The 21,999-nt window shown below is 68.0% G+C and carries 16 protein-coding genes; 7 read left to right on the top strand and 9 right to left on the bottom strand.

Going from position 1 to position 21,999, the window contains the following annotated elements; genetic code table 11:
• Positions 1-255: 255 nt before the first annotated feature.
• The 3 genes from ACZ5WE_RS37935 to thyX form a co-directional block, all read right to left on the bottom strand.
• Positions 256-1,941: a ribonuclease J gene (locus ACZ5WE_RS37935; RefSeq protein ID WP_467696114.1), complete on the bottom strand. Its 1,686-nt coding sequence runs from the start codon at positions 1,939-1,941 to the stop codon at positions 256-258.
• Positions 1,942-2,077: 136 nt separating this feature from the next.
• On the bottom strand, positions 2,078-2,977 hold the full coding sequence (gene dapA, locus ACZ5WE_RS37930; RefSeq protein WP_467696112.1) for a 4-hydroxy-tetrahydrodipicolinate synthase: 900 nt from the start codon (positions 2,975-2,977) through the stop codon (positions 2,078-2,080).
• A 190-nt stretch (positions 2,978-3,167) separates the two neighbouring features.
• The gene (gene thyX, locus ACZ5WE_RS37925) at positions 3,168-3,908 is read right to left on the bottom strand and encodes an FAD-dependent thymidylate synthase (RefSeq protein WP_467696110.1); all 741 of its coding nucleotides are present in this window, start codon (positions 3,906-3,908) and stop codon (positions 3,168-3,170) included.
• 190 nt (positions 3,909-4,098) lie between these two features.
• Here thyX and ACZ5WE_RS37920 point away from each other — a divergent pair, with 190 nt between their 5' ends.
• Both ACZ5WE_RS37920 and ACZ5WE_RS37915 read left to right on the top strand, forming a co-directional pair.
• Positions 4,099-4,338: a hypothetical protein gene (locus ACZ5WE_RS37920; protein ID WP_467696108.1), complete on the top strand. Its 240-nt coding sequence runs from the start codon at positions 4,099-4,101 to the stop codon at positions 4,336-4,338.
• Positions 4,339-4,483: 145 nt separating this feature from the next.
• Positions 4,484-5,044 carry a hypothetical protein gene (locus tag ACZ5WE_RS37915; protein WP_467696106.1) on the top strand — a complete coding sequence of 187 codons (561 nt, stop codon included), beginning with the start codon at positions 4,484-4,486 and terminating at the stop codon, positions 5,042-5,044.
• A 9-nt stretch (positions 5,045-5,053) separates the two neighbouring features.
• Here ACZ5WE_RS37915 and ACZ5WE_RS37910 read toward each other — a convergent pair whose 3' ends face one another.
• The 6 genes from ACZ5WE_RS37910 to ACZ5WE_RS37885 all read right to left on the bottom strand — a co-directional run bounded on the left by ACZ5WE_RS37910 (position 5,054) and on the right by ACZ5WE_RS37885 (position 12,391).
• Positions 5,054-5,506: a hypothetical protein gene (locus tag ACZ5WE_RS37910; protein ID WP_467696104.1), complete on the bottom strand. Its 453-nt coding sequence runs from the start codon at positions 5,504-5,506 to the stop codon at positions 5,054-5,056.
• Between the two features lie 30 nt (positions 5,507-5,536).
• On the bottom strand, positions 5,537-6,289 hold the full coding sequence (gene dapB / locus ACZ5WE_RS37905; RefSeq protein ID WP_467696102.1) for a 4-hydroxy-tetrahydrodipicolinate reductase: 753 nt from the start codon (positions 6,287-6,289) through the stop codon (positions 5,537-5,539).
• A gap of 21 nt (positions 6,290-6,310) precedes the next feature.
• Positions 6,311-7,690 (bottom strand): M16 family metallopeptidase, encoded by a 1,380-nt coding sequence (locus ACZ5WE_RS37900; RefSeq protein ID WP_467696100.1) that lies wholly within the window; start codon positions 7,688-7,690, stop codon positions 6,311-6,313.
• Positions 7,687-9,903: a polyribonucleotide nucleotidyltransferase gene (locus ACZ5WE_RS37895; protein WP_467696099.1), complete on the bottom strand. Its 2,217-nt coding sequence runs from the start codon at positions 9,901-9,903 to the stop codon at positions 7,687-7,689. The genes ACZ5WE_RS37900 and ACZ5WE_RS37895 overlap by 4 nt, the downstream gene beginning before the upstream one ends.
• A 480-nt stretch (positions 9,904-10,383) precedes the next feature.
• Positions 10,384-10,671 (bottom strand): 30S ribosomal protein S15, encoded by a 288-nt coding sequence (gene rpsO, locus ACZ5WE_RS37890; RefSeq protein ID WP_467696097.1) that lies wholly within the window; start codon positions 10,669-10,671, stop codon positions 10,384-10,386.
• Positions 10,672-10,939: 268 nt separating this feature from the next.
• A complete protein-coding gene (locus tag ACZ5WE_RS37885) occupies positions 10,940-12,391 on the bottom strand; it encodes an outer membrane protein assembly factor BamB family protein (RefSeq protein WP_467696095.1) in 1,452 nt (483 codons plus the stop codon).
• A gap of 316 nt (positions 12,392-12,707) precedes the next feature.
• On the opposite strand from ACZ5WE_RS37885, the gene ACZ5WE_RS37880 reads away from it, so the two are divergent.
• The 5 genes from ACZ5WE_RS37880 to ACZ5WE_RS37860 all read left to right on the top strand — a co-directional run bounded on the left by ACZ5WE_RS37880 (position 12,708) and on the right by ACZ5WE_RS37860 (position 21,940).
• Positions 12,708-13,040, top strand: coding sequence for a DUF397 domain-containing protein (locus ACZ5WE_RS37880; RefSeq protein WP_467696093.1), 333 nt, complete (start codon positions 12,708-12,710; stop codon positions 13,038-13,040).
• A gap of 427 nt (positions 13,041-13,467) precedes the next feature.
• Positions 13,468-16,971, top strand: a complete 3,504-nt coding sequence (locus tag ACZ5WE_RS37875; protein WP_467696091.1) for an SCO5717 family growth-regulating ATPase — start codon at positions 13,468-13,470, stop codon at positions 16,969-16,971.
• A 1,049-nt stretch (positions 16,972-18,020) separates the two neighbouring features.
• The gene (locus tag ACZ5WE_RS37870; protein ID WP_467696089.1) at positions 18,021-19,919 is read left to right on the top strand and encodes an ABC transporter substrate-binding protein; all 1,899 of its coding nucleotides are present in this window, start codon (positions 18,021-18,023) and stop codon (positions 19,917-19,919) included.
• Positions 19,920-19,922: 3 nt separating this feature from the next.
• Entirely contained in the window at positions 19,923-21,005 is a 1,083-nt protein-coding gene (locus ACZ5WE_RS37865; protein ID WP_467696087.1) for an ABC transporter permease, read from the top strand.
• Positions 21,002-21,940, top strand: coding sequence for an ABC transporter permease (locus ACZ5WE_RS37860; RefSeq protein WP_467696085.1), 939 nt, complete (start codon positions 21,002-21,004; stop codon positions 21,938-21,940). Before ACZ5WE_RS37865 ends, ACZ5WE_RS37860 begins: the two co-directional genes overlap by 4 nt.
• The last annotated feature ends 59 nt before the right edge of the window (positions 21,941-21,999 follow it).

Genomic DNA, 21,999 nt, shown 5'->3' with positions numbered 1-21,999 from the left:
CTATCAGACTCTTTCGTGTCCGATTTCCTCGGTGCCTTTCCGGTTCCCGCTCCGGCCTTTCGGCTTTCGCGTTTCCCTTTCCGGCGGTTCCGACTTTATCAGAGATTCTGAGTCGGAATTCCCCGCCCTCCTTTGGGTCGCTCCGAGCACGTGAGTGCCGGGTGCTTCCCGTTCAGGCGGAGACGTAAACGTACTGGAGCGGGGCGCCCCGATGCAAATCGAGGCGCCCCGCTCCCAGTTCACGCAGTGTCGGGGTCAGACCTCGACGACCACGGGAAGGATCATCGGGCGTCGGCGGTAGTTGTCCGAGACCCACTTGCCCAGCGTGCGGCGGATGAGTTGCTGCAGCTGGTGGGGCTCGACGACGCCGTCCTGGGCCGACTTCTCGAGGACCTCCTGGACCCTCGGCATGACGGCGGAGAAGGCCGAGTCATCGATGCCGGAGCCGCGGGCCTGGATGTGCGGGCCCCCGGTGATCTTGCCGGTGCTGGAGTCCACCACCACGAAGACCGAGATGATGCCCTCGTCCCCGAGGATCCTGCGGTCCTTCAGCGCGGGCTCGCCGACATCGCCCACGGAGAGGCCGTCGACGTAGACGTAACCCGCCTGGACCTTTCCCACGATCTTCGCCTTGCCCTCGACGAGGTCGACGACGACGCCGTCCTCGGCGATCACGATGCGGTCGTGCGGGACGCCGGTGAGGGCGCCCAGCTCGGCGTTGGCGCGCAGGTGGCGCCATTCCCCGTGCACCGGCATCAGGTTCTTGGGCTTGCAGATGTTGTAGAAGTACAGGAGCTCGCCGGCCGACGCGTGGCCGGAGACGTGCACCTTCGCGTTGCCCTTGTGGACGACGTTCGCTCCCCAGCGGGTCAGGCCGTTGATCACGCGGTAGACCGCGTTCTCGTTGCCGGGGATGAGCGACGACGCCAGGATCACCGTGTCGCCCTGGACGATGCGGATCTGGTGGTCGCGGTTGGCCATCCGGGAGAGGGCGGCCATCGGCTCGCCCTGCGAGCCCGTGCAGACGAGCACGACCTGGCTGTCGGGCAGATCGTCGAGCGTCTTGACGTCGACCACCAGGCCCGCGGGAACCTTCAGGTATCCCAGGTCCCTCGCGATGCCCATGTTGCGGACCATGGAACGGCCGACGAAGGCGACCCTGCGGCCGTACTCGTGGGCGGCGTCCAGGATCTGCTGGATGCGGTGGACGTGGCTGGCGAAGCTCGCGACGATGATCCGCTTCTGGGCGCCGGCGAAGACGCCCCGGATCACGTTCGAGATGTCGCGCTCCGGCGGGACGAAACCCGGGACCTCGGCGTTCGTCGAGTCGGAGAGAAGGAGGTCGATGCCCTCCTCGCTCAGCCGCGCGAACGCGTGCAGGTCGGTGAGGCGGCCGTCCATCGGCAGCTGGTCCATCTTGAAGTCGCCGGTGGCGACCACCATGCCCGCGGGGGTGCGGACGGCGACGGCCAGGGCGTCCGGGATGGAGTGGTTGACCGCGATGAACTCGCAGTCGAAGGGGCCGAGGCGCTCGCGCTCGCCTTCGGAGACCTCCAGCGTGTACGGACGGATGCGGTGCTCCTGGAGCTTCGCCTCGATGAGCGCGAGGGTCAGCTTGGAGCCGATCAGCGGGATGTCCGGCTTCTCGCGCAGGAGATACGGGACACCGCCGATGTGGTCCTCGTGGCCGTGCGTGAGCACGATGCCGTCGATGTCGTCGAGGCGGTCCCTGATGGACGTGAAGTCCGGCAGGATCAGGTCGATTCCGGGCTGCTCCTCCTCGGGGAAGAGCACTCCGCAGTCGACGATCAGCAGGCGACCGTTGTACTCGAAGACGGTCATGTTGCGGCCGATCTCACCGAGGCCGCCCAGCGGGGTGACCCGCAGGCCGCCCTTCGGGAGCTTCGGCGGGGCGCCGAGTTCGGGATGCGGATGACTCAAAAGACTCTCCTCACCACACGCGCCACGTACCTCCAGGGCACGTGGCGCGCATGACGTTCGTGCAGTAGCAGTTGTCTGGTGTGGGTGCAGGACCCTGTCCTGCGGTGTTTCGCGTATTCAGTTGTGAAGTCTGTGTTTAGAGCTGTACCCCGCCGGCGGCGAGATCGATCTTGAGCTGGGCCGTCTCGTCGGGCGAAAGATCGACCAGGGGCAGCCGCAGCGGTCCCGCGGGGCGGCCCTGCAGGGTGAGCGCCGCCTTGGTGGTGATCACACCCTGCGTACGGAACATGCCGGTGAAGACCGGGAGCAGCTTCTGGTGGATCTCCGTGGCCTTCTGTACGTCACCCGTGGTGTACGCGTCGATCATCGCGCGCAGTTCCGGGGTGACCACGTGGCTGACGACGGAGACGAAGCCGCAGGCGCCGACGGAGAGCAGCGGGAGGTTCAGCATGTCGTCGCCGGAGTACCAGGCGAGGCCGGAGCGGGCGATGGCCCAGCTGGCGCGGCCGAGGTCACCCTTGGCGTCCTTGTTGGCGACGATCCGCGGGTGCTCGGCGAGGCGGACGATCGTCTCGGTGTTGATCGGTACGCCACTGCGGCCGGGGATGTCGTAGAGCATGACCGGCAGCTCCGTGCTGTCGGCGATCGCCGTGAAGTGCCGGAGCAGACCCTCTTGCGGGGGCTTGTTGTAGTACGGCGTGACGGTCAGGAGGCCGTCGGCGCCGACCCGCTCGGCGTCGCGGGCGAGCTCGATGCTGTGGCGGGTGTCGTTCGTGCCGACGCCCGCGACCACGTGGGCGCGGTCTCCGACTGCTTCCACTACGGCTCGTACGAGCTCGGCTTTCTCCGCGTTGCTGGTGGTCGGGGACTCGCCCGTGGTGCCGTTGATGACGAGGCCGTCATTGCCTGCGTCCACCAGGTGGGCGGCGAGTCGCTGCGCACCGTCGATGTCGAGTGCGCCGTCCGCCGTAAAGGGCGTGACCATGGCGGTGAGGACCCTCCCGAAGGGGGTCTGCGGAGTGGAGGTCGGAGCCATGGGTAACACGCTACTCGCTGCTCAGCGCGTGGTCCCCCCTCGGGGGATGTGTGCGGACCTGACAAGTGAGGAGCCCGGCACTGCCTGCTCGGGGGTTCAAGCAGTGCCGGGTCCGTTTGATCAGGCTAGATGAACTTCTCGAAATGCCGCAATACGGACACCTCACTCAGCCCACCCGTACATCAGTGCCTTAGGGAGCCACACGTCCATTGGCGTTGAACGCGGCGTGCGTGAGGGGCATGAGCTTGGCCCACTGCTCCTCCATCTTCTCGCCGACCATCTCGATCTCCCGCTGCGGGAAGGACGGGACCTTGGCGAGCTCGTGCTGCGTACGCAAGCCGAGGAAGTGCATCAGCGAACGGGCGTTGCACGTCGCGTACATCGACGAGAAGAGGCCTACCGGCAGGACCGCGCGGGCGACTTCACGGGCGACGCCGGCGGCGAGCATCTCCTGATACGCCTCGTACGCCTGGCGGTAGGAGTCCTCCATCACGCGGCCCGTGAGCTCCTGCTGGGCCTGGGTGCCCTCCACGAAGACGTACTTCCCGGGGCGGCCTTCCTGGACCAGCTTGCGGGACTCGTCGGGGACGTAGAACGTCGGCTGGAGCTCCCTGTAGCGGCCCGATTCCTCGTTGTACGACCAGCCCACGCGGTGCCGCATGAACTCGCGGAAGACGAAGATCGGGGCGCTGACGAAGAACGTCATCGAGTTGTGCTCGAAGGGGCTGCCGTGGCGGTCCCGCATCAGATAGTTGATCAGGCCCTTGGAGCGCTCGGGGTCCTTCTGGAGCTCCTCCAGGGACTGCTCCCCGGCAGTGGAGACACGGGCGGCCCACAGGACGTCGGAGTCGCTCGCCGCGTGCTTCACCAACTCGACGGTGACCTCGCTGCGGAAGCTGGGCTTGAGGTCTTCGGTGGGGGTCTCGCTCACTGGCGGGGTCCTTCCATGTGCATCACTCGGGCGGCGCCCACTCTATGGCCCGGCACTGACAATCAGCCGTTCGGTGCCTCGCCACGACAATCTTCGGCGAATTTGGCGAAAGCGGGCACCATTTGGCCGTTTCGAGCGTCTGACTGGACAACAGAGTTACGTTCGAGTCGTGTGAGGAGAAACGCACCCCATGTTCCGTCGGCGCGAGCCCGTCCCGTTCGCCTTCATCGCCGAAGCCGACAAGTTCCGCAGCAATGTCACTCCCCCACCCCGAGAGCGCGCGTCGGCCTCTCAGGTCATGGGCCGAACCCTGGTCGGCCTGGTCGTGGTCGCCGGACTCGCGGGTTCCCTGCTGTTCGGCATGCCCGCCCTTTCGCCCGATCAGGCACCCGCACAGAATCAGCAGTCCGAGGCCTCGGACGGTCGCTGACGACCACCGCAGCCCCCTGACTCTCCCCCCACTGCCCTGAAAGCGTGGGAGGTACCCCCATGGCCCCCCAAGGGTGGTAGCCGGGGACAGGGCTCGGTAGCCTCACCGGGCACAGCCCGTGCGTGGATTGAGTGAGGATTCAGTCGTGCCCCTGCCCTTCCTGACGGCGGACCGCGCCTTTGACGAGCCGGCGGACGACGCCGCGCTGCCGTTCGACGACCGCGACCACTGGAGGCGGCCCTACCGGCCGGGCCCGTGGCGGGTGGGGGCGGCCGCGTTGCTTCTGCTGCTCGCCTCGTACGTCCTCGTCGCCGCCGTGGTCATCGCGTTCACGGACTCGCCGGCGGGTGCCTCGGTCTGCGCGGGGCTCGCCGTGGTCGTCATCGTCTGCGCGCTGCGGCTGCTGCGGATGGGCACCTGGGTGAGCGCGCACGGGCTGCGTCGTGTGGCCTTCCTGACGACGCAGACCGTGCCGTGGGCGCAGGTCATGACGGTGCGTACGACACAGCAGCCCGTGCGGTGGCTGGGGCTGCCCCGCACCGTGCAGGGGCAGGCGCTCATCCTCGTACGCCGGGATCAGGGGGGCGAGGGGCAGCAGCCGTTGTTCACCGACCGCAACGCCGACTTCCTGGCCCGGTACGAGGCATTCAACCGGGCGGCCGACTCCATCGAGGTGTGGGCCGACGAGTACCGGCGCACCGCCTGATCGCCGGCGTCAGGCGTTGACCGGCCTGCCCGCGTGCAGCGCGATGGCGCGCTGCATCGCCTGTCGCGCGCGCGGGGTGTCCCGGGCGTCGTGATAGGCGACGGCGAGGCGGAACCAGCAGCGCCAGTCGTCCGGTGAGTCCTCGGTCTCGGCCTTGCGCCGGGCGAAGACCTCGTCTGCCGAGTCACGGTCGATGCGGCCGCCGGGCGTGCGCTTCAACTCGTCGACGGGCAGGCCGCCTTCGGCTTCCAGCTGGGCAGCGAGGCGGTTGGCCCGTTGGACGAACTGGGTGTTCTTCCAGAGGAACCAGACGCCGATGAACGGCAGGATCAGCACCGCGACACCGAAGGTGACGGTGAGCGCGGTGCCGTGCTGTATCAGGAGCACGCCGCGGCTGCCGACCAGGACGAAGTAGACGACCAGGACGGCAGCCGTGACGGCGTAAGTGATCTTTGCTCGCATGAGGGTCAGTTCAGTTCGGTTCGGCCCGCGTCAGTTCAGGTCCAGGAAGTGTTCCAGGCCGAACGTCAGGCCCGGAGTGCTCACCACACGGCGTACGCCGAGGAGGATGCCCGGCATGAAGCTGCTGTGGTGCAGCGAGTCGTGCCGGACCGTCAGGGTCTCGCCCTCGCCGCCGAGCAGCACCTCCTGGTGAGCTAGGAGGCCGCGCAGCCGCACGGAGTGCACCGGAACGCCGTCGACGTCCGCGCCGCGTGCACCATCCAGCGCGGTCGTCGTGGCGTCGGGCTGCGGGGCGCTGCCCGCCTCCCTGCGTGCCTCGGCGATGAGCTGGGCGGTGCGCGTGGCGGTTCCGCTGGGGGCGTCGGCCTTGTTCGGGTGGTGCAGCTCGACGACCTCGACGGACTCGAAGTACGGCGCCGCGATCTGTGCGAACTTCATGGTGAGGACCGCGCCGATGGAGAAGTTCGGGGCGATCAGGACGCCCGTCTTCGGCGACGCGGCAAGGGAGGTCTCCAGCTGCGCGACGCGGTCGTCGGTCCAGCCCGTCGTACCGACCACGGCGTGGATGCCGTGCCGTACGCAGAAGTCGAGATTGCCCATCACCGAGTCGGGGTTGGTCAGTTCGACCGCGACCTGGGCGCCGGTCTCCACCAGCGTGTCCAGCGAGTCGCCCCGGCCGAGCGCGGCGACCAGTTCCAGGTCGTCGGCGGCTTCGACGGCTCGGACGGCCTCGGAGCCGATCCGGCCCTTGGCTCCGATGACCGCCACGCGCAGCTTGCTCATGTGCCTGATTCCTTAAGGGAGTTAGGAGACCGCTTCGTGCAGGCGGGCGGCCTGCTTGTCCTTGAGCGGACCGATGGCCGACAGCGAGGGACGGTGGCCGAGGACGTCACGGGCGACCTCTCGGACCTCGTCCGGGGTGACCGCCGCGATCTTGGCCAGCATGTCGTCGACCGACATCTGCTCGCCCCAGCACAGCTCGCTCTTTCCGATGCGGTTCATCAGCGCGCCGGTGTCCTCGAGACCGAGGACGGTGGAGCCCGCGAGCTGGCCGATCGCACGGCCGATCTCGTCGTCGCTCAGGCCGTTCTGCGCGACGTCGTCGAGTTCGTCGCGGCAGATCTTCAGTACGTCGTGCACCTGGCTCGGACGGCAACCCGCGTACACACCGAAGAGGCCGGTGTCGGCGAAGCCCGACGTGTACGAGTACACGCTGTAGGCCAGGCCGCGCTTCTCCCGGACCTCCTGGAAGAGGCGGGATGACATGCCGCCCCCGAGGGCGGTGTTCAGGACGCCCATGGCCCAGCGGCGCTCGTCCGTGCGGGCCAGGCCCGGCATGCCGAGGATGACGTGGGCCTGCTCGGTCTTGCGGTTGATGACCTCGACGCGGCCCGCCGTGCGCAGGGCGCGGGAGCCCTGGCGCGGGATGACCGGCGTCGCGTCGGTGCGGTGGAGGGCGCCGGCCTTCTCGAAGGCGGCGCGGACCTGGCGTACGACCTTGTTGTGGTCGACGTTGCCCGCGGCGGCGACCACCAGGTGGGTCGGGTCGTAGTGCTTCTTGTAGAAGCGGCGGATCCGCTCGGCGGTGAGCGCGTTGACCGTCTCCTCGGTGCCGAGGACGGGGCGGCCGAGAGGGGTGTCGCCGAGCATCGTGTGCGCGAACAGGTCGTGCACGCAGTCGCCCGGGTCGTCCTCGGTCATCGCGATCTCCTCGAGGATGACGCCGCGCTCGGCGTCGACGTCCTCCTGGAGGATCAGGGAGCCCGTCAGCATGTCGCAGACGACGTCGATGGCGAGCGGCAGGTCGGTGTCGAGCACGCGTGCGTAGTAGCACGTGTACTCCTTCGCCGTGAACGCGTTCATCTCGCCGCCGACCGCGTCGAGCGCGGCCGAGATGTCGAGGGCGCTGCGCTTCTTGGTGCCCTTGAAGAGCAGGTGTTCCAAGTAGTGCGTGGCGCCGTTCAGCGAAGGGGTCTCGTCGCGGGAGCCGACGTTCGCCCAGATCCCGAAGGTCGCCGAGCGTACGGAGGGCAGGGTCTCGGTGACGACACGGAGGCCGCCCGGCAGCGTCGTACGGCGGACCGTGCCGATGCCGTCCTTGCCCTTGAGGAGGGTTTGGGTACGGGCGACGGCCCGCCCCTCCGAAGAGGGGCGGGCCGTCGTCGTGGTGCTACGCGACGTCACTTGTCGGTGTCGTCCTTCGTGTCGTCGCCCTCTTCGCCCTCGATGACGGGGATGAGGGAGAGCTTGCCGCGGGAGTCGATCTCGGCGATCTCGACCTGGACCTTCTGGCCCACGCCGACAACGTCCTCGACGTTCTCCACGCGCTTGCCGCCGGCGAGCTTGCGGATCTGCGAGATGTGCAGCAGACCGTCCTTGCCCGGCATGAGCGAGACGAACGCACCGAAGGTCGTCGTCTTCACGACGGTGCCCAGGTAGCGCTCGCCGACCTCCGGCATGGTCGGGTTGGCGATGCCGTTGATCGTGGCGCGGGCGGCCTCGGCGGCCGGGCCGTCGGCGGCACCGATGTAGATGGTGCCGTCGTCCTCGATCGTGATGTCGGCGCCGGTGTCCTCCTGGATCTGGTTGATCATCTTGCCCTTCGGGCCGATGACCTCACCGATCTTGTCCACCGGGATCTTGACGGTGATGATGCGCGGCGCGTTCGGGGACATCTCGTCCGGAACGTCGATCGCCTCGTTCATCACGTCGAGGATGTGCAGACGCGCGTCACGGGCCTGCTTCAGCGCGGCGGCCAGGACCGAGGCGGGGATGCCGTCGAGCTTGGTGTCGAGCTGGAGCGCGGTCACGAACTGCTTCGTACCGGCGACCTTGAAGTCCATGTCACCGAACGCGTCCTCCGCACCGAGGATGTCGGTGAGGGCGACGTAGTGCGTGTCGCCGTCGATCTCCTCGGAGATCAGACCCATGGCGATACCGGCGACGGCGGCCTTCAGCGGCACACCGGCGTTCAGAAGCGACATCGTCGAGGCGCAGACCGAGCCCATGGACGTCGAGCCGTTCGAACCGAGGGCCTCGGAGACCTGACGGATCGCGTACGGGAAGTCCTCGCGCGAGGGGAGCACCGGCACGATCGCGCGCTCGGCGAGCGCGCCGTGGCCGATCTCGCGGCGCTTGGGCGAACCGACGCGGCCGGTCTCGCCGACCGAGTACGGCGGGAAGTTGTAGTTGTGCATGTAGCGCTTGCGCGTCACCGGGGAAAGGGTGTCGAGCTGCTGCTCCATGCGGAGCATGTTGAGGGTGGTGACGCCCAGGATCTGGGTCTCGCCACGCTCGAACAGCGCCGAGCCGTGCACGCGCGGGATGGCCTCGACCTCGGCCGCGAGCGTACGGATGTCCGTGAGGCCACGGCCGTCGATGCGGACCTTGTCCTTGATGACGCGCTCGCGGACCAGCTTCTTGGTCAGCGCGCGGTACGCACCGGAGATCTCCTTCTCACGACCCTCGAACTGCGGGAGCAGCTTCTCGGCGGCGATCTCCTTGATGCGGTCGAGCTCGCCCTCGCGCTCCTGCTTGCCGGCGATGGTCAGCGCCTGGGAGAGCTCCGACTTCACGGCGGCGGTCAGGGCCTCCAGGACGTCGTCCTGGTAGTCCAGGAAGACCGGGAACTCCCCGGTGGGCTTGGCAGCCTTGGCGGCGAGGTCCGACTGAGCCTTGCAGAGCGCCTTGATGAAGGGCTTCGCGGCCTCGAGACCGGCGGCGACGACCTCCTCCGTGGGGGCCTCCGCGCCGTCCTTGACGAGCTGGATGGTCTTCTCGGTGGCCTCGGCCTCGACCATCATGATCGCGACGTCGCCGTCCTCGAGGACACGACCGGCGACGACCATGTCGAAGACGGCGTCCTCGAGCTCGGTGTGCGTCGGAAAGGCGACCCACTGGCCCTTGATGAGCGCCACGCGCGTGCCGCCGATCGGGCCCGAGAAGGGCAGGCCGGCCAGCTGCGTGGAGCAGGAGGCGGCGTTGATCGCGACCACGTCGTACAGGTGGTCGGGGTTGAGCGCCATGATCGTCTCGACGATCTGGATCTCGTTGCGCAGGCCCTTCTTGAAAGAAGGACGCAGCGGGCGGTCGATCAGGCGGCAGGTCAGGATCGCGTCCTCGGAGGGACGGCCCTCGCGACGGAAGAACGAACCGGGGATCTTGCCGGCGGCGTACTGCCGCTCCTCGACGTCCACCGTGAGGGGGAAGAAGTCGAGCTGGTCCTTGGGCCGCTTGGAAGCGGAGGTGGCCGACAGCACCATGGTGTCGTCGTCCAGGTATGCGACGGCGGAGCCTGCGGCCTGCTTGGCCAGGCGGCCCGTCTCGAAGCGGATGGTGCGGGTGCCGAAAGTGCCGTTGTCGATAACAGCCTCGGCGTAGTGGGTCTCGTTCTCCACTAGCGTTTTCTCCGTTACTTGTCGTCTTTCGTCCCCACGGCCCGTGTGGCCCGGGGACGGTGGCGGAGAAGCGCTCCTACTGGTGCGGGCCGGTCTTCGATCGAAGCTCCCGGGTGGTACGCCATTGCTCGATGTCGAGCCATCGCTGTACCCCGGGGGCCACTACCGAGGACCGGCGGCGGCTTTCCTTGAGGTGCGCTTCTCCTCGTACTGTGTGACGTCGTCTCGTCGCCATGTGCGACGCCGTTACGTCTGCGAACCGTGCAGTCCGATTCTGCCCGGTCCGGAGTGAGTGTGCGTATGACGTTGTGTATGTCGTTGTGCGACCAGACTACAAAGCGCCGGTGACACTTCGCACGTACAGCGTGCGCACCTTCGCCTGCGGGACGCTCGCTCCCAGCGGTCCGTGCCGGCACGGATCGCGCATACAGCAAAGGGAGCGATCCCCTCTTGCGTGGGAACCGCCCCCTTCACGATGTCTTACTTGGCGCCCGCCGCACCGCGACGGATGCCCAGACGGTCCACCAGCGCACGGAAGCGCTTGATGTCCCTCTTGGCCAGGTACTGCAGCAGACGGCGACGCTGACCGACCAGGATCAGCAGACCACGACGGGAGTGGTGGTCGTGCTTGTGGGTCTTGAGGTGCTCGGTCAGGTCCGAGATGCGGCGCGAGAGCATGGCGACCTGGACCTCGGGGGAGCCGGTGTCGCCCTCCTTCTGGCCGAACTCGGTCATGATCTGCTTCTTCGTAGCGGCGTCGAGCGACACGCTTACTCCTCGTAGTCTTTTCGTGGCCACCGAGTGCCCCTGGTCTACATCGCAGGGGAGCTTCCATAACTCGGAAGGCGAGGTCCGCTGGGCGCTGCCTCCAGGTCTCGATCAGGTTCCTGATCGAGGGGGTCCTGGGGGCGCGTACACATACGGCCGTTACACAGGGTACCAGTCGGCTTGTGCGCTACTGACAGGGCTCCTGTCCAGCCCCTGCGGCAGTCGATGGCGCCCCGCTCCTGGACCCATCGCTTCCGGCCCTTTCACCTCAGGCTCCTTCGATCCCCAGGGCGCCGAAGGCCATCCATTCCCAGGGTCCACCGTTCTCCGCGGTCAGCTCCCTGGGGGCGAAGAAGATCCGGCCGTCCTCAAGGATGATCTCACTCTGCTCCGGATCCTCCATTTTGCCGCGATCCGGCATACCGAAGAGCAGAAACGGGGTCTCCTTGCCCGTACGCGGATCCAGGCTGAGCACCGCTGCCGGTGCGATGTCGTCGCTGCTCGGCCGGAAGGCGAGCAGCTTCCCGCCGCTCACCCGCAAGGGATGAATCGGGAGATCCGGTTTCGAGTCGAACTTCCTGACCGTCTTCCCCGTCCCGAGGTCGTACGAGACGATCCAGTTGTCCGCGAGCCGTCCTTCGTCGGTCGCGACGAACAACTGATCCTTACCGACCACGATCCCGTCACACGACTCCACGTTCCCGAAGAGCGACTTGTAGCAGTTGTCGAGGAAGCGGTCTTCCGGCATGTTGATCGTGGCTCGGTGATCACCCTGATCATCGAGAGTGATCAAGTTCGTCACGGCGATGTCCCCGGCCGAGACGGCGAGCACCGCCGGGTCGGACGACACCAAGTAGACGCGGCCCACCCCACGAGTCACCTTGTAGGTCCACTCCGCCTTACCTGTCCGGGGCCTCACCTTCTGGACCTTGAACTGCGGCTCCGAGGCGTCCCCGCACTGGGCCAGCGCGAGCAGGTCACGACCCCCCGCGAAGCCGAGGTCCCGGCACTCTCCCGAACCCTCGGTCGACCACAGCTCCCGTCCACGCTTCATGTCGTACGCGACGGAGCCGTAACCCCAGGCCACAGCGACCGTGCCACCAGTCATGGTGACGTTGGTGTTCGGTGCGTAGGCTCCCTTGGCGTCGGGCAGCTTCACCTGCCACAGCTTCTTGCCGGTGTTCAGGTCGAAGAAGGCGAGCTGGGTGCAGGAGTACTTTTCCGAGTCCTCGACCTCGGTGTCTTTTTCCTTCTTGCCCTTGCCCTTGTCGCCCTTGCCCTTGTCCTTGTCGTCCTTGGGCTTGTCGTCCTTGGCGCCCTTGCCCGCACGCTCTTGCAGAAGAACGGCCGTGCGTCCGTCGGCCGTCACATGCCGCGTGGTGTCGCAGATCGGGCCGCTCAGCTCGGTGGACCAGTCCTCCTCGAACGTGCCGAACTTGAAGCCCTTGAGCGTGCTGCCGACACCCCTGACGAAGTTCTTGTCCGTGGCCCACGCACCGGGTGCGTACACCGAATCCCTCTTGAACCTCTTCTTGAACTCGTCCTCGTTGTAGTCGACTGCAAGGTGCCCTTCAGGCGTGCGGGGGACCTTCTCGACGGTGTCCCGTATGTCGTCCGGTGCCTGCCGGGCGACCTTCGGGTTCTTGGCCTGCGGCTCGTCTCCGCCGGCCGCCCCCCAGATGATGCCGCCGCCCGCGCACAGGACGACTGCCAACAGCACGGCCAGCGCCCTCGTAAGACGCTTCCTCTTGTTCACCCTGTCCGCGGTCAGCGCGGATTGGGTGAAGGATGAATGGGGTGGGCCGTAGCTCATGCTGGAAAGCCTTTCTTGCACCGAAGAGGAGTCAGGAGCGCAGCGTCAACTGGCCCGTGAGCGAGCCCTATTGAACATGATCAGTACAAGGGGGCCGGCGGGCTCAGTGAGCGTGCGCCCGACCGGAACCCCTAGTGACCGAGGCATCGCGCTGCGTACGATCCGGCTTCCAAGTACGCTGAACCAACGGTTGGTTCACTCGTGGGGAAGGGGCCGTCGCACCATGGCCGAGGCACAGGACGAGGACGTCAAGGCTCGCAAGGAGCGCGAGAAGAACGAGCTCTACGCCCTCGATATCTCCGGGGTCGAATGGCACTGTGCCCCCGGCGCTGAGGAGGCCGAGGAGCGGGTCGAGATCGCATACCTGCCGCAGGGCGCAGTCGCGATGCGGTCGTCGCTCGACCCTGAGACCGTGCTCCGCTACACCGAGGCGGAGTGGACAGCCTTCGTACTGGGGGCACGGGACGGAGAGTTCGACCTGGAGCCGGCGTCTCGCAATGGCGGGGACCCTGCGGGTGCGGCGCATGAGGCCCCCGCCGCCGGGGCGACGGGATGAGCCAGGTGGCGTCACGTAGGTGATCTACGAGCGGTCGCTCTTGCAGCAGCCGTAGACACCGAGTGTCGTCGGACGCGGTGGCGTCGCGTCACGTCGAAGTGGTGGCCGGGAACCGTGAAGGGTTCCCCGCGTTCTTCAATTTGCCGCCCATTGTCGTTTGTTGTCATTTTTTGGGGTGGTTTGCCCGCTGTGTTTTGCGGGTGCGGGAAGCCTTCTGGGTGCGAAGTGACACACAGGACAGCATTCGTGGGGTGGGCTGCCCTGCCGTGCTTGTGGTTTTGGTGATTAGGCTGGGACTGGGCGCGACGCCAGAACCCGCGAGTGGGGGGTGCGCGTCCACAACGGGGAGAGCCATGGTGGATCGGACGACAGAATCGGTCGCCTTCTCACCACGGCACGAGGGTGCTCGACCACATCAGGAGGCATTGTGAACAGCGATCGGGACGAGATCCGCGGGGGCTGGGACTCACCCGTCGATGATCAGTCCGACGCGGAGTCCGCTGCCGAGACGACGGGCGAGTTCACCATCGACTACGCCCCTCCTGCCTGGTACACGCAGAATGCGTCCGGCAGTGCGGGGGAGACTCCCTCGGCGTCGCCCGCGCCGTCTTCGTCACCCTCCTCGCCTTCGACTCCGCCGGTTTCTTCGCCTTCGGCTTTTGCGGAGCCTGCCGCTCCGCCCGCCCCTCCCGTTGCTCCCGAGCCTCCGGCTCCGCCGGTCGGGCGGCCCACTGCTGTGCCGAAGCTTCCTGTGGGAAGCGGGTTCCAGCCGCAGGTGGACTGGGCCGCGCCGCCGGTCGCTCCCGCTCCGGTTGCTCCCGGTCCGGATTCCGCCCCGGCGCCTGCCCCCTCTCCGGCTTCGGCCGCTCCTGAAAGTGGTTCGCCTTCTGGAGATGCCGCTGACTGGAGTGGGGCCGTTGCCGGTGTCGCCTCCTCCGTGCATGTGACTGGTGTCGTTCCCAAGCCTGAGGTTCCGTCGGATGCCGAGCCGGAGTCGAAGTCGGAGCGCGAGGCTGAGCCCGAGCCCGAGCCTGCTTCCGCGTCTGCTGCTGTGGTCGAGCCCGTTGCTGAGCCTGTTGCCGAGAGCAGTGGCGATCTTGAGAGTGGCGCCACCATGCGGTTCTCCTCTGCCTCTCTGAAGCGGGAGATCGAGGAGCGGGCCGCCGCGGAGGCTCCTCGGGACGAGGTCGGGCCCCTTTCCCCCTCAGAGCCCCCTGAGTCCTCTGAGTCCTCTGAGCCTGAGGGATTCTTGGGGTCTTCGAAGTCCTCGGAGTCCTCCGGCACGGATGAGTCGGACGCGGCTGACGTTGACTTCGGTGATGAGCGGCCTGAGCCGTCTCTTCTGGCGGCAGCCGGCCTCTCCTCCGATGACAGCCACGATGACGACGCGCCGCCTTCCGGTGAGCCTGTTGGGCAGTCCGTGGACGCAGATGAGCCGGATGAGTCGGATGAGTCGGATGAGGGTGTTTCTGCCTCGGATGATTCGCTTGATGATGTCGAGGACTCCGGCGGTCCTGGTGATGTCGCTGACGAGATCCAGGACGCCGCTCCGCAGGATGCCGCTCCTCAGGACGCCGTGCCTGCCGCGCCTGTCGACGAAGTGCAGGACTCCGTGCCGCCGTCCTGGACTCCGCCGCCCTCGCCGCACGGTGGGCTTCCGCCGTTGCCCCCCGCCTTCCAGCCCGCCGCGCCTACCTCCGCGCCCCAGTGGCCCGTGCCCGGCCAGGCCTCGACGCCGCAGCCTCCCGCTGAGCCGACGCCAGCTGCCGAGCCCGTGCAGCCGCCCGCGCCGCAGCAGCCTGAGCCCACGCCCGCGCCCGTACAGCAGTCGGCTCCGCAGACCGCGCCGCCGGCTTGGCCCTCGCCCACCGGGCCCGTGGCTCCCTCACCCGTCGCGCCCGCGCAGCCGGTTGCCGATGCGACGGCTCCTCCCAGTGGGTACGGGTTCCCGCAGGCCGGTGCGCCTGCTCCAGCCCCGGCTCCGGCTCCGGCTCCCGTGGCGCCTGCTCCGACTCCCGTCCCCGAAGCGCCTGTTCCGCCCACCGGGTACGGATTCCCGCAGGCCGGCCCTCCGGCGCCTGCTCCTGCCAACCCTCACCAGCAGGGCAGTTACGGCTTCCCGCAGCAGGGTGGCGCTCCTGTCCCGCCGGGTGGCTACGGGTTCCCCCAGCAGGGCACTCCCGCTCCGGCCGACCCCACCCCTCCCGCGCCTCAGGGCAGTTACGGGTTCCCGCAGCCGCCGGCGCCCCAGGGCCAGCAGCCACTGCCGCCCGCTGCCCCGCAGCAGCAGCCGGTGCCGCAGGCGGTGCCGCAGCCGCCTGCTCCCGTACAGCCGCAGCAGCATCAGCCGCTTCCGGCCCAGCAGCAGCCCCCGGCTCAGCCTCAGCCGCAGGCCCAGCCCCCGGCCCAGCAGCAGCCTCAGGCTCAGCCGCCTGTCGATCCGCGCACCGGTGCCGCCTGGCCCCAGGCCGTGCAGCACGATCAGCGGGAGCGGACCAATCCCGGGGCGCCGCTCGGTTACACCGCTGCCGTCGAGTTGTCCTCCGACCGGCTGCTGCGCAACACCAAGCCCAAGGCCAAGAGCAGTCGGCCCGCTGCCGGTGGATCCCGGTTCAAGCTCGGCGGCAAGAAGGAAGAGGCCGAGCGGCAGCGGAAGTTGGAGCTGATCCGGACTCCGGTTCTCTCCTGCTATCGGATTGCTGTCATCAGCCTCAAGGGTGGTGTCGGGAAGACCACGACCACTACCGCGCTCGGCTCGACGCTCGCCACCGAGCGGCAGGACAAGATCCTTGCCATCGACGCCAACCCCGACGCCGGTACGCTCGGGCGCCGCGTGCGCCGCGAGACCGGGGCCACCATCCGTGACCTCGTGCAGGCGATTCCGTACCTCAACTCGTACATGGACATCCGGCGCTTCACCTCGCAGGCCGCGTCCGGGCTCGAGATCATCGCCAATGACGTCGATCCTGCGGTCTCGACGACCTTCAACGACGAGGACTATCGGCGGGCGATCGATGTGCTCGGGAAGCAGTATCCGATCATCCTGACCGACTCGGGTACGGGACTGCTCTACAGCGCCATGCGGGGGGTTCTCGACCTTGCCGACCAGTTGATCATTATTTCGACGCCGTCCGTGGATGGTGCCAGTAGTGCGTCGACGACCTTGGACTGGTTGTCGGCCCACGGGTACGCCGATCTTGTCTCGCGGTCGATCACCGTCATCTCCGGGGTGCGTGAGACCGGGAAGATGATCAAGGTTGACGACATCGTGTCGCACTTCGAGACGCGGTGCCGGGGCGTTGTCGTCATTCCCTTCGACGAGCATCTCGCCGCTGGCGCCGAGGTCGATCTCGACATGATGCGGCCGAAGGTACGGGAGGCGTACTTCAATCTCTCCGCGATGGTCGCGGAGGACTTCGTGCGGGCTCAGCAGCAGCAGGGGCTCTGGACTTCGGACGGCAATCCGCCGCCGGTCGTGGCTCCGCCCCTGCCTGGGCAGGGGGGGTATCCCGGGCAGCAGGGTGCTGGTGGTGCGTCTGTGCCTGTGCCTGGGCAGCAGCCGTACGGGGGGCAGGCTCCGCAGCCCGGGCAGGCTCCGTATCCGGGGCAGGCTCCGCAGCCTGGGCAGGGGCCTCAGCCCGGGCAGGCGCCTCAGCAGCCTTACGCTCCTCAGCAGCCGCAGCCGGGGCAGCCGCAGCCCGGTGGGCAGCCTTATCCGCAGCAGCCGGGGGCTCCGCAGGGGTGGCAGAACGCGGCGCCTCCGCAGTCGCCTGCGGGGCCGGGGCAGCCGTTCCAGGCGCCTGCGCCTCAGGGGCAGGCTCAGCCCCAAGGTGGGCAGGCGCCGCCGCCCGTTCAGCCTGGGCAGCCGTTCCAGCCCGGGGCTCCGTATCAGCCCCCGCAGCCTCCCGCGCCGGAGGCGCCGCAGCAGTAGCCTTCGCCTCCGCCGATCTCAACTGGGCCCGCACCAACTCCTGGTGCGGGCCCAGTGCGTTGCCACAGCGCCTGCAGCATCCGCCGACGAACAGACTTTCCCGCCCACCCACCCGATTACCCCGCAGCCCTGCCCAAGCACCGAAGGGACCAGGGCGGGGCGGGACAGACAACGGGGACAGCGCGGACAGAGGGGCGTGCGAGGGACCAGGCCGGTCGGGCGCCAGCGGAGGCAGCGCGGGCGCACAGCGGAGGCCGCGCCTGCGACGCGGCAGACGGAGGAGCGGGCCGACAGCGCGGGCGACGTGGCAGAGGGAGGGGCAGCGGGCGCACAACGGGAACAGCGCAGCCGACGCGCCAGAGGAAGGATCCCGGCCAGACAGCACGGGAGACGCGGCAAAGGGACAGGCGGCGGGCGCACAGCGGGGACAGCGCAGCCGACGCGCCAGAGGAAGGATCCCGGCCAGACAGCACGGGAGACGCGGCAATGGGACGGGCGGCGGGCGCACAGCGGAGGCAGCAGCGGCCGACGCGCCAGAGGAAGGGTCCCGGTCGGACAACGCGGGCGACCCGGCAAAGGGACGGGCGGCGGGCGCACAGCGGAGGCAGCAGCGGCCGACGCGCCGGGGGAAAGGATGCCGGTCGGACAGCGGAGACGACGCTCGGACCCACGTGGCAAAGAAAGGCGAAGGCAGCGGGGACGACGCTCGGACCCACGTGGCAAAGAAAGGCGAAGGCAGTGGGGACGGCGCGCGGACCCACGTAGCAGCGGGCGCGGTGAAGGTGGGCGTTGCGCGGCTGAGCAGTACCGGACGTGGTGGCTTTCCCACCTGCCTCTCCCCTCACCATCACCCCCCGACCAGCCACGCTTCACAGGTCTTGACCAATGCGGATGAAATACGGGTCAACTCGTTATTTCCGCAGGCCACATGGGGTTCACCTGCCGTTGACTGACGCAGACTGGCGCTGGTAGACACACACATCAACCAGCTGGCGTTCCTTGATCAACTAGCCATCTCTGCGCGAGCGATGACGCGAGGTCACCGACCCATGGATACACAAGATCAGCACGGCAGAACACGGACTCATCGGCCTCACCGCACCACCGAGGGCCCACCCAAGGCCCCACCCCGCCTCCGTCTCCTCCTGGCAGCCGCCACCGGCGCCCTCACCCTCACCGCAGGTCTCGCCACCCCCCTCAACCCGGCCCCGGACCAGGCCGAGGCCAAGGCGGACGGGAAGAAGACCCTCACCGTCGCGGTGGCCCAGAGCGTCGACTCGCTCAGCCCCTTCCTCGCCCAGCGGCTGCTCAGCACCAGCATCCACCGCCTGACGTACGAGTACCTGACGAACTACGACGCCAAGGACAACCACGCCGTCGATGGCTTCGCCACCGACTGGAAGCCGTCCGCCGACAAGCTGACCTGGACGTACACCATCCGGGACAACTCCAAGTGGTCGGACGGCAAGAAGGCGACCGCCGAGGACGCCGCCTGGACGTTCAACAAGCTGATGTCCGAGGAAGGCACCGCGAGCCCCAACTCCAGCTTCGTCGCCAACTTCAAGAAGGTGACCGCCCCCAGCCCCACCCAGCTGGTCATCGAGTTGAAGAAGCCGCAGGCCACCATGGCCGCCCTCGACGTGCCGATCGTCCCGAAGCACGTCTGGGAGAGGGTCGATGACATCTCCAAGTTCAACAACGACAAGTCCTTCCCCGTCGTCGGCAACGGCCCCTTCGTCCTCGAGGAGTACAAGACCGACCAGTACGTGAAGCTGAAGGCCAACAAGAACTTCTGGCGAGGAGCGCCCAAGTTCGACGAGGTGGTCTTCAGGACGTACAAGGATCAGGACGCGGCCGTCGCGGCGCTCAAGAAAGGCGAGGTGTCCTTCGTCGCCGGCCAGCCCGCGCTGACACCCGCTCAGGCCGCCGAGCTCAAGGGCACGGAGAACGTCAAGGTCAATGAAGGGCCCGGGCGGCGCTTCTTCGCGCTCGCGACCAACCCCGGCGCCCAGACCCGCGACCGCAAGAAGTTCGGTGACGGGCACAAGGCGCTCCTGGACAAGAAGGTGCGTCAGGCGCTCTTCCTCTCCGTCGACCGTGCGGCGCTGGTCGACAAGGTCTTCCAGGGTCAGGCCGTCGAGGGCGAGGGATACATCCCGCCCCGCTTCTCCGAGTACGCCTGGAAGCCCTCCGCCGACCAGAAGCTGTCGTACGACCCCAAGAAGGCCGCCCAACTCCTCGACGACGCGGGCTACAAGAAGAACGGCGACGGCAAGCGTGTCGGCAAGGACGGCAAGCCGCTCGACTTCCGCATCCTGTGTCACGCCACCGACCCGAACGACAAGGCCGTGGGGAAGTACTTGAAGGAGTGGTGGGGGGACCTTGGTATCGGGCTCAAGGTCAACTGTCTCGATGACGTGTCCGTGCCCTGGTACGCGGGTGAGTACGATCTCGCGTTCGACGGCTGGTCGGTCAACCCCGACCCGGACTTCGTGCTCGGCATCCACTCCTGCGCCGCACTTCCGGTGAAGGCCAAGGAGAGCGCCGCGACCGACAACTTCATCTGCGACAAGAAGTACGACGAGCTCTACAACAAGCAGCTGGCGGAGTACGACCCGGCCAAGCGCGCTCAGACCGTCAAGGAGATGCAGTCCTGGCTCTACGACTCCGGGTACATGAACATCCTGGCGTACCCGAACGCCGTCGAGGCCTACCGCACCGACCAGATCAAGTCCATCACCACCATGCCGACGGCCGCGGGCAACATCTACGGTCAGGACGGTTACTGGTCCTGGTGGTCGGCGGAGCCCGCGGATGGGAAGAGTTCCTCCAAGGATGGAAGCTCGACCGGTGTCATCATCGGTATCGCCGCCGCCGCGGTGGTGCTCGTCGGCGGCGGAGTCCTGTTCGCCCTGCGCCGCCGTTCGACCGCAGAGGACCGCGAGTAACGCATGACCGCTGACAGCAATCCCGCACTGCTCGACACCGAGGGCGCCGCGGCGACCGACGATCCGGCGTTCGCCGGACCGTCGGCCCGCGGCCCCCGGGCCCGCAACACCCGCGCCTACCTCCTGTACGTGGCGGGCAAGCTGGGCGGCGCCGCCGTCTCGCTGTTCGCCGTCCTCGTCACCAGCTTCTTCCTGTTCCGGCTCATCCCGGGCGACCCGGTGAAGCAGATGACGGGCGGAAAGCGCGTATCGGCCGAACAGCTGGACGCGATGCGCAAGGAGTTCGGCCTCGACCAGCCGGTCATGACGCAGTTCCTCGACTACTGCGGCAACGCGCTGACCGGCGACTTCGGCACCTCCTACCAGTTCCACACCCCGGTGATGGAGAAGATCACCGACGCGCTGCCCGCGACGCTCCTGCTCACCGGCACCGCGTTCGTGCTCTACACCCTCATCGGCATCTGGCTCGGCACCCGCACGGCGTGGCGCAACGGCGGACTCGGGGACCGCGTGCACACCGGCCTGGCGCTCACCCTCTACTCCGTGCCGTCCTTCTGGCTCGGGCTGCTTCTCATCATCACCTTCTCGGTGGGGGTCGGTCCGATTCCCGGGCTCTTCCCGACCGGTGGGCTCGAATCGGGGGGCGAGACGGGTATCGCGTACGTCATCGACGTCGCGCACCACATGGTGCTCCCCGTCATCACCCTGGTGGCGGTCGGATACGCGCAGACGCTCCTCGTGATGCGGTCGTCCCTGCTCGACGAGATGGGGAGCGACTATCTGACGACCGCGCGCGCCAAGGGGCTGCGGGACGATCTCGTACGCCGTCGTCATGCCGTCCCGAACGCGATGCTGCCCACCGTCACGCTGATGTTCGTGAACCTCGGCACGGTGGTGGCGGGCGCGATCCTCGTCGAGACCGTCTTCTCCTGGCCGGGGCTCGGCGGGCTCTTCTACGCCGCGCTCAGCGTGCCCGACCTGCCCCTCGTGCAGGGTCTGTTCTTCGTGTTCGCCGCCGCGGTGATCCTGATGAACACCCTGGCCGACGTGATCTATCCGCTGCTCGACCCGAGGGTGGGCCGATGACGACCGAAGCAACAGAGGCCGAGAAGACCGAGGTCCCGGTCGCCAAGAGCCCCCGAGCGCTCGCCTGGACCCGCAGGCGTCACTCGGCCGCCCGCTTCTGGCGCGAGTACCGCACGCACCGGGCCGGGCTCTTCGGTCTCGCCGCGCTCGTCGTCATCGCGCTCGTCGCCGTCTTCGCGCCGCTTCTCGTCGGCTCGGACGCGCAGAGCGTGACCGACGCGCCGGGCAAGCCGATGGAGTCGCCGAGCGGCGAATTCCCACTGGGCACGGACCAGTTCGGGCGGGATCTGCTCGGTCTACTCGTGTGGGGCGCGCGGATCTCGCTGACCATCGGGCTGCTCGCCGCCGTGCTGTCGGTGGCCATCGGCACGGTCGTGGGGGTCACCGCGGGGCACTTCAAGGGCTGGTACTCCACCGTGATCATGCGCATCACGGACTGGTTCCTGGTGATGCCGACGCTGGTGCTCGCCATCGCCCTCGCCACCGTGATGTCCGGAACGATCTGGACGATCATCCTGGCGATCGGCGTGACGACCTGGCCGACGACCGCGCGGCTCGTCCGCGCCCAGACCCTGGCCGTGGAGTCACGCCCGTACATCGAGCGGGCACAGGCGCTCGGCGGCGGGCACGGCCATGTCATGACCCGTCATGTGCTGCCCAACGTCATGCCGCTGGTGCTCGCGCAGACCACCCTGGTCATCTCCAGCGCCATCCTCACCGAGGCGACGCTCGCCTTCCTCGGCCTCGGCGACCCGACGGCCGTCTCCTGGGGCGGGCTGCTCCAGGACGCGCGCGAGGCGGGCGCGGTCAGCGCCGGCAACTGGTGGTATCTCGCTCCGCCCGGCATCGCCATCGCCGTGGTGGCCCTCGCGTTCACGTTGTGCGGGCGGGCCGTGGAGTCGGTGCTCAACCCCAGGCTGGGGGTCTCCCGTTGAGTGGTTCGGACAAGGCGACGGAGACCGACGTGGCAGGCACGAACGCGGCAGGAACCAAG

This window comes from Streptomyces sp. NPDC033180 (genome assembly GCF_055577645.1).
Note: the sequence above shows the minus strand (reverse complement) of the source record. Positions and strands in the feature narration are given on the sequence as shown.

Coding starts and splice junctions, on each gene's coding strand:
- dapA (WP_467696112.1), bottom strand. CDS start 2,977: ATGGCTCCGACCTCCACTCCGCAGACCCCCTTCGGGAGGGTCCTCACC.
- ACZ5WE_RS37920 (WP_467696108.1), top strand. CDS start 4,099: ATGTTCCGTCGGCGCGAGCCCGTCCCGTTCGCCTTCATCGCCGAAGCC.
- ACZ5WE_RS37910 (WP_467696104.1), bottom strand. CDS start 5,506: ATGCGAGCAAAGATCACTTACGCCGTCACGGCTGCCGTCCTGGTCGTC.
- dapB (WP_467696102.1), bottom strand. CDS start 6,289: ATGAGCAAGCTGCGCGTGGCGGTCATCGGAGCCAAGGGCCGGATCGGC.
- ACZ5WE_RS37880 (WP_467696093.1), top strand. CDS start 12,708: ATGGCCGAGGCACAGGACGAGGACGTCAAGGCTCGCAAGGAGCGCGAG.
- ACZ5WE_RS37870 (WP_467696089.1), top strand. CDS start 18,021: ATGGATACACAAGATCAGCACGGCAGAACACGGACTCATCGGCCTCAC.
- ACZ5WE_RS37865 (WP_467696087.1), top strand. CDS start 19,923: ATGACCGCTGACAGCAATCCCGCACTGCTCGACACCGAGGGCGCCGCG.
- ACZ5WE_RS37860 (WP_467696085.1), top strand. CDS start 21,002: ATGACGACCGAAGCAACAGAGGCCGAGAAGACCGAGGTCCCGGTCGCC.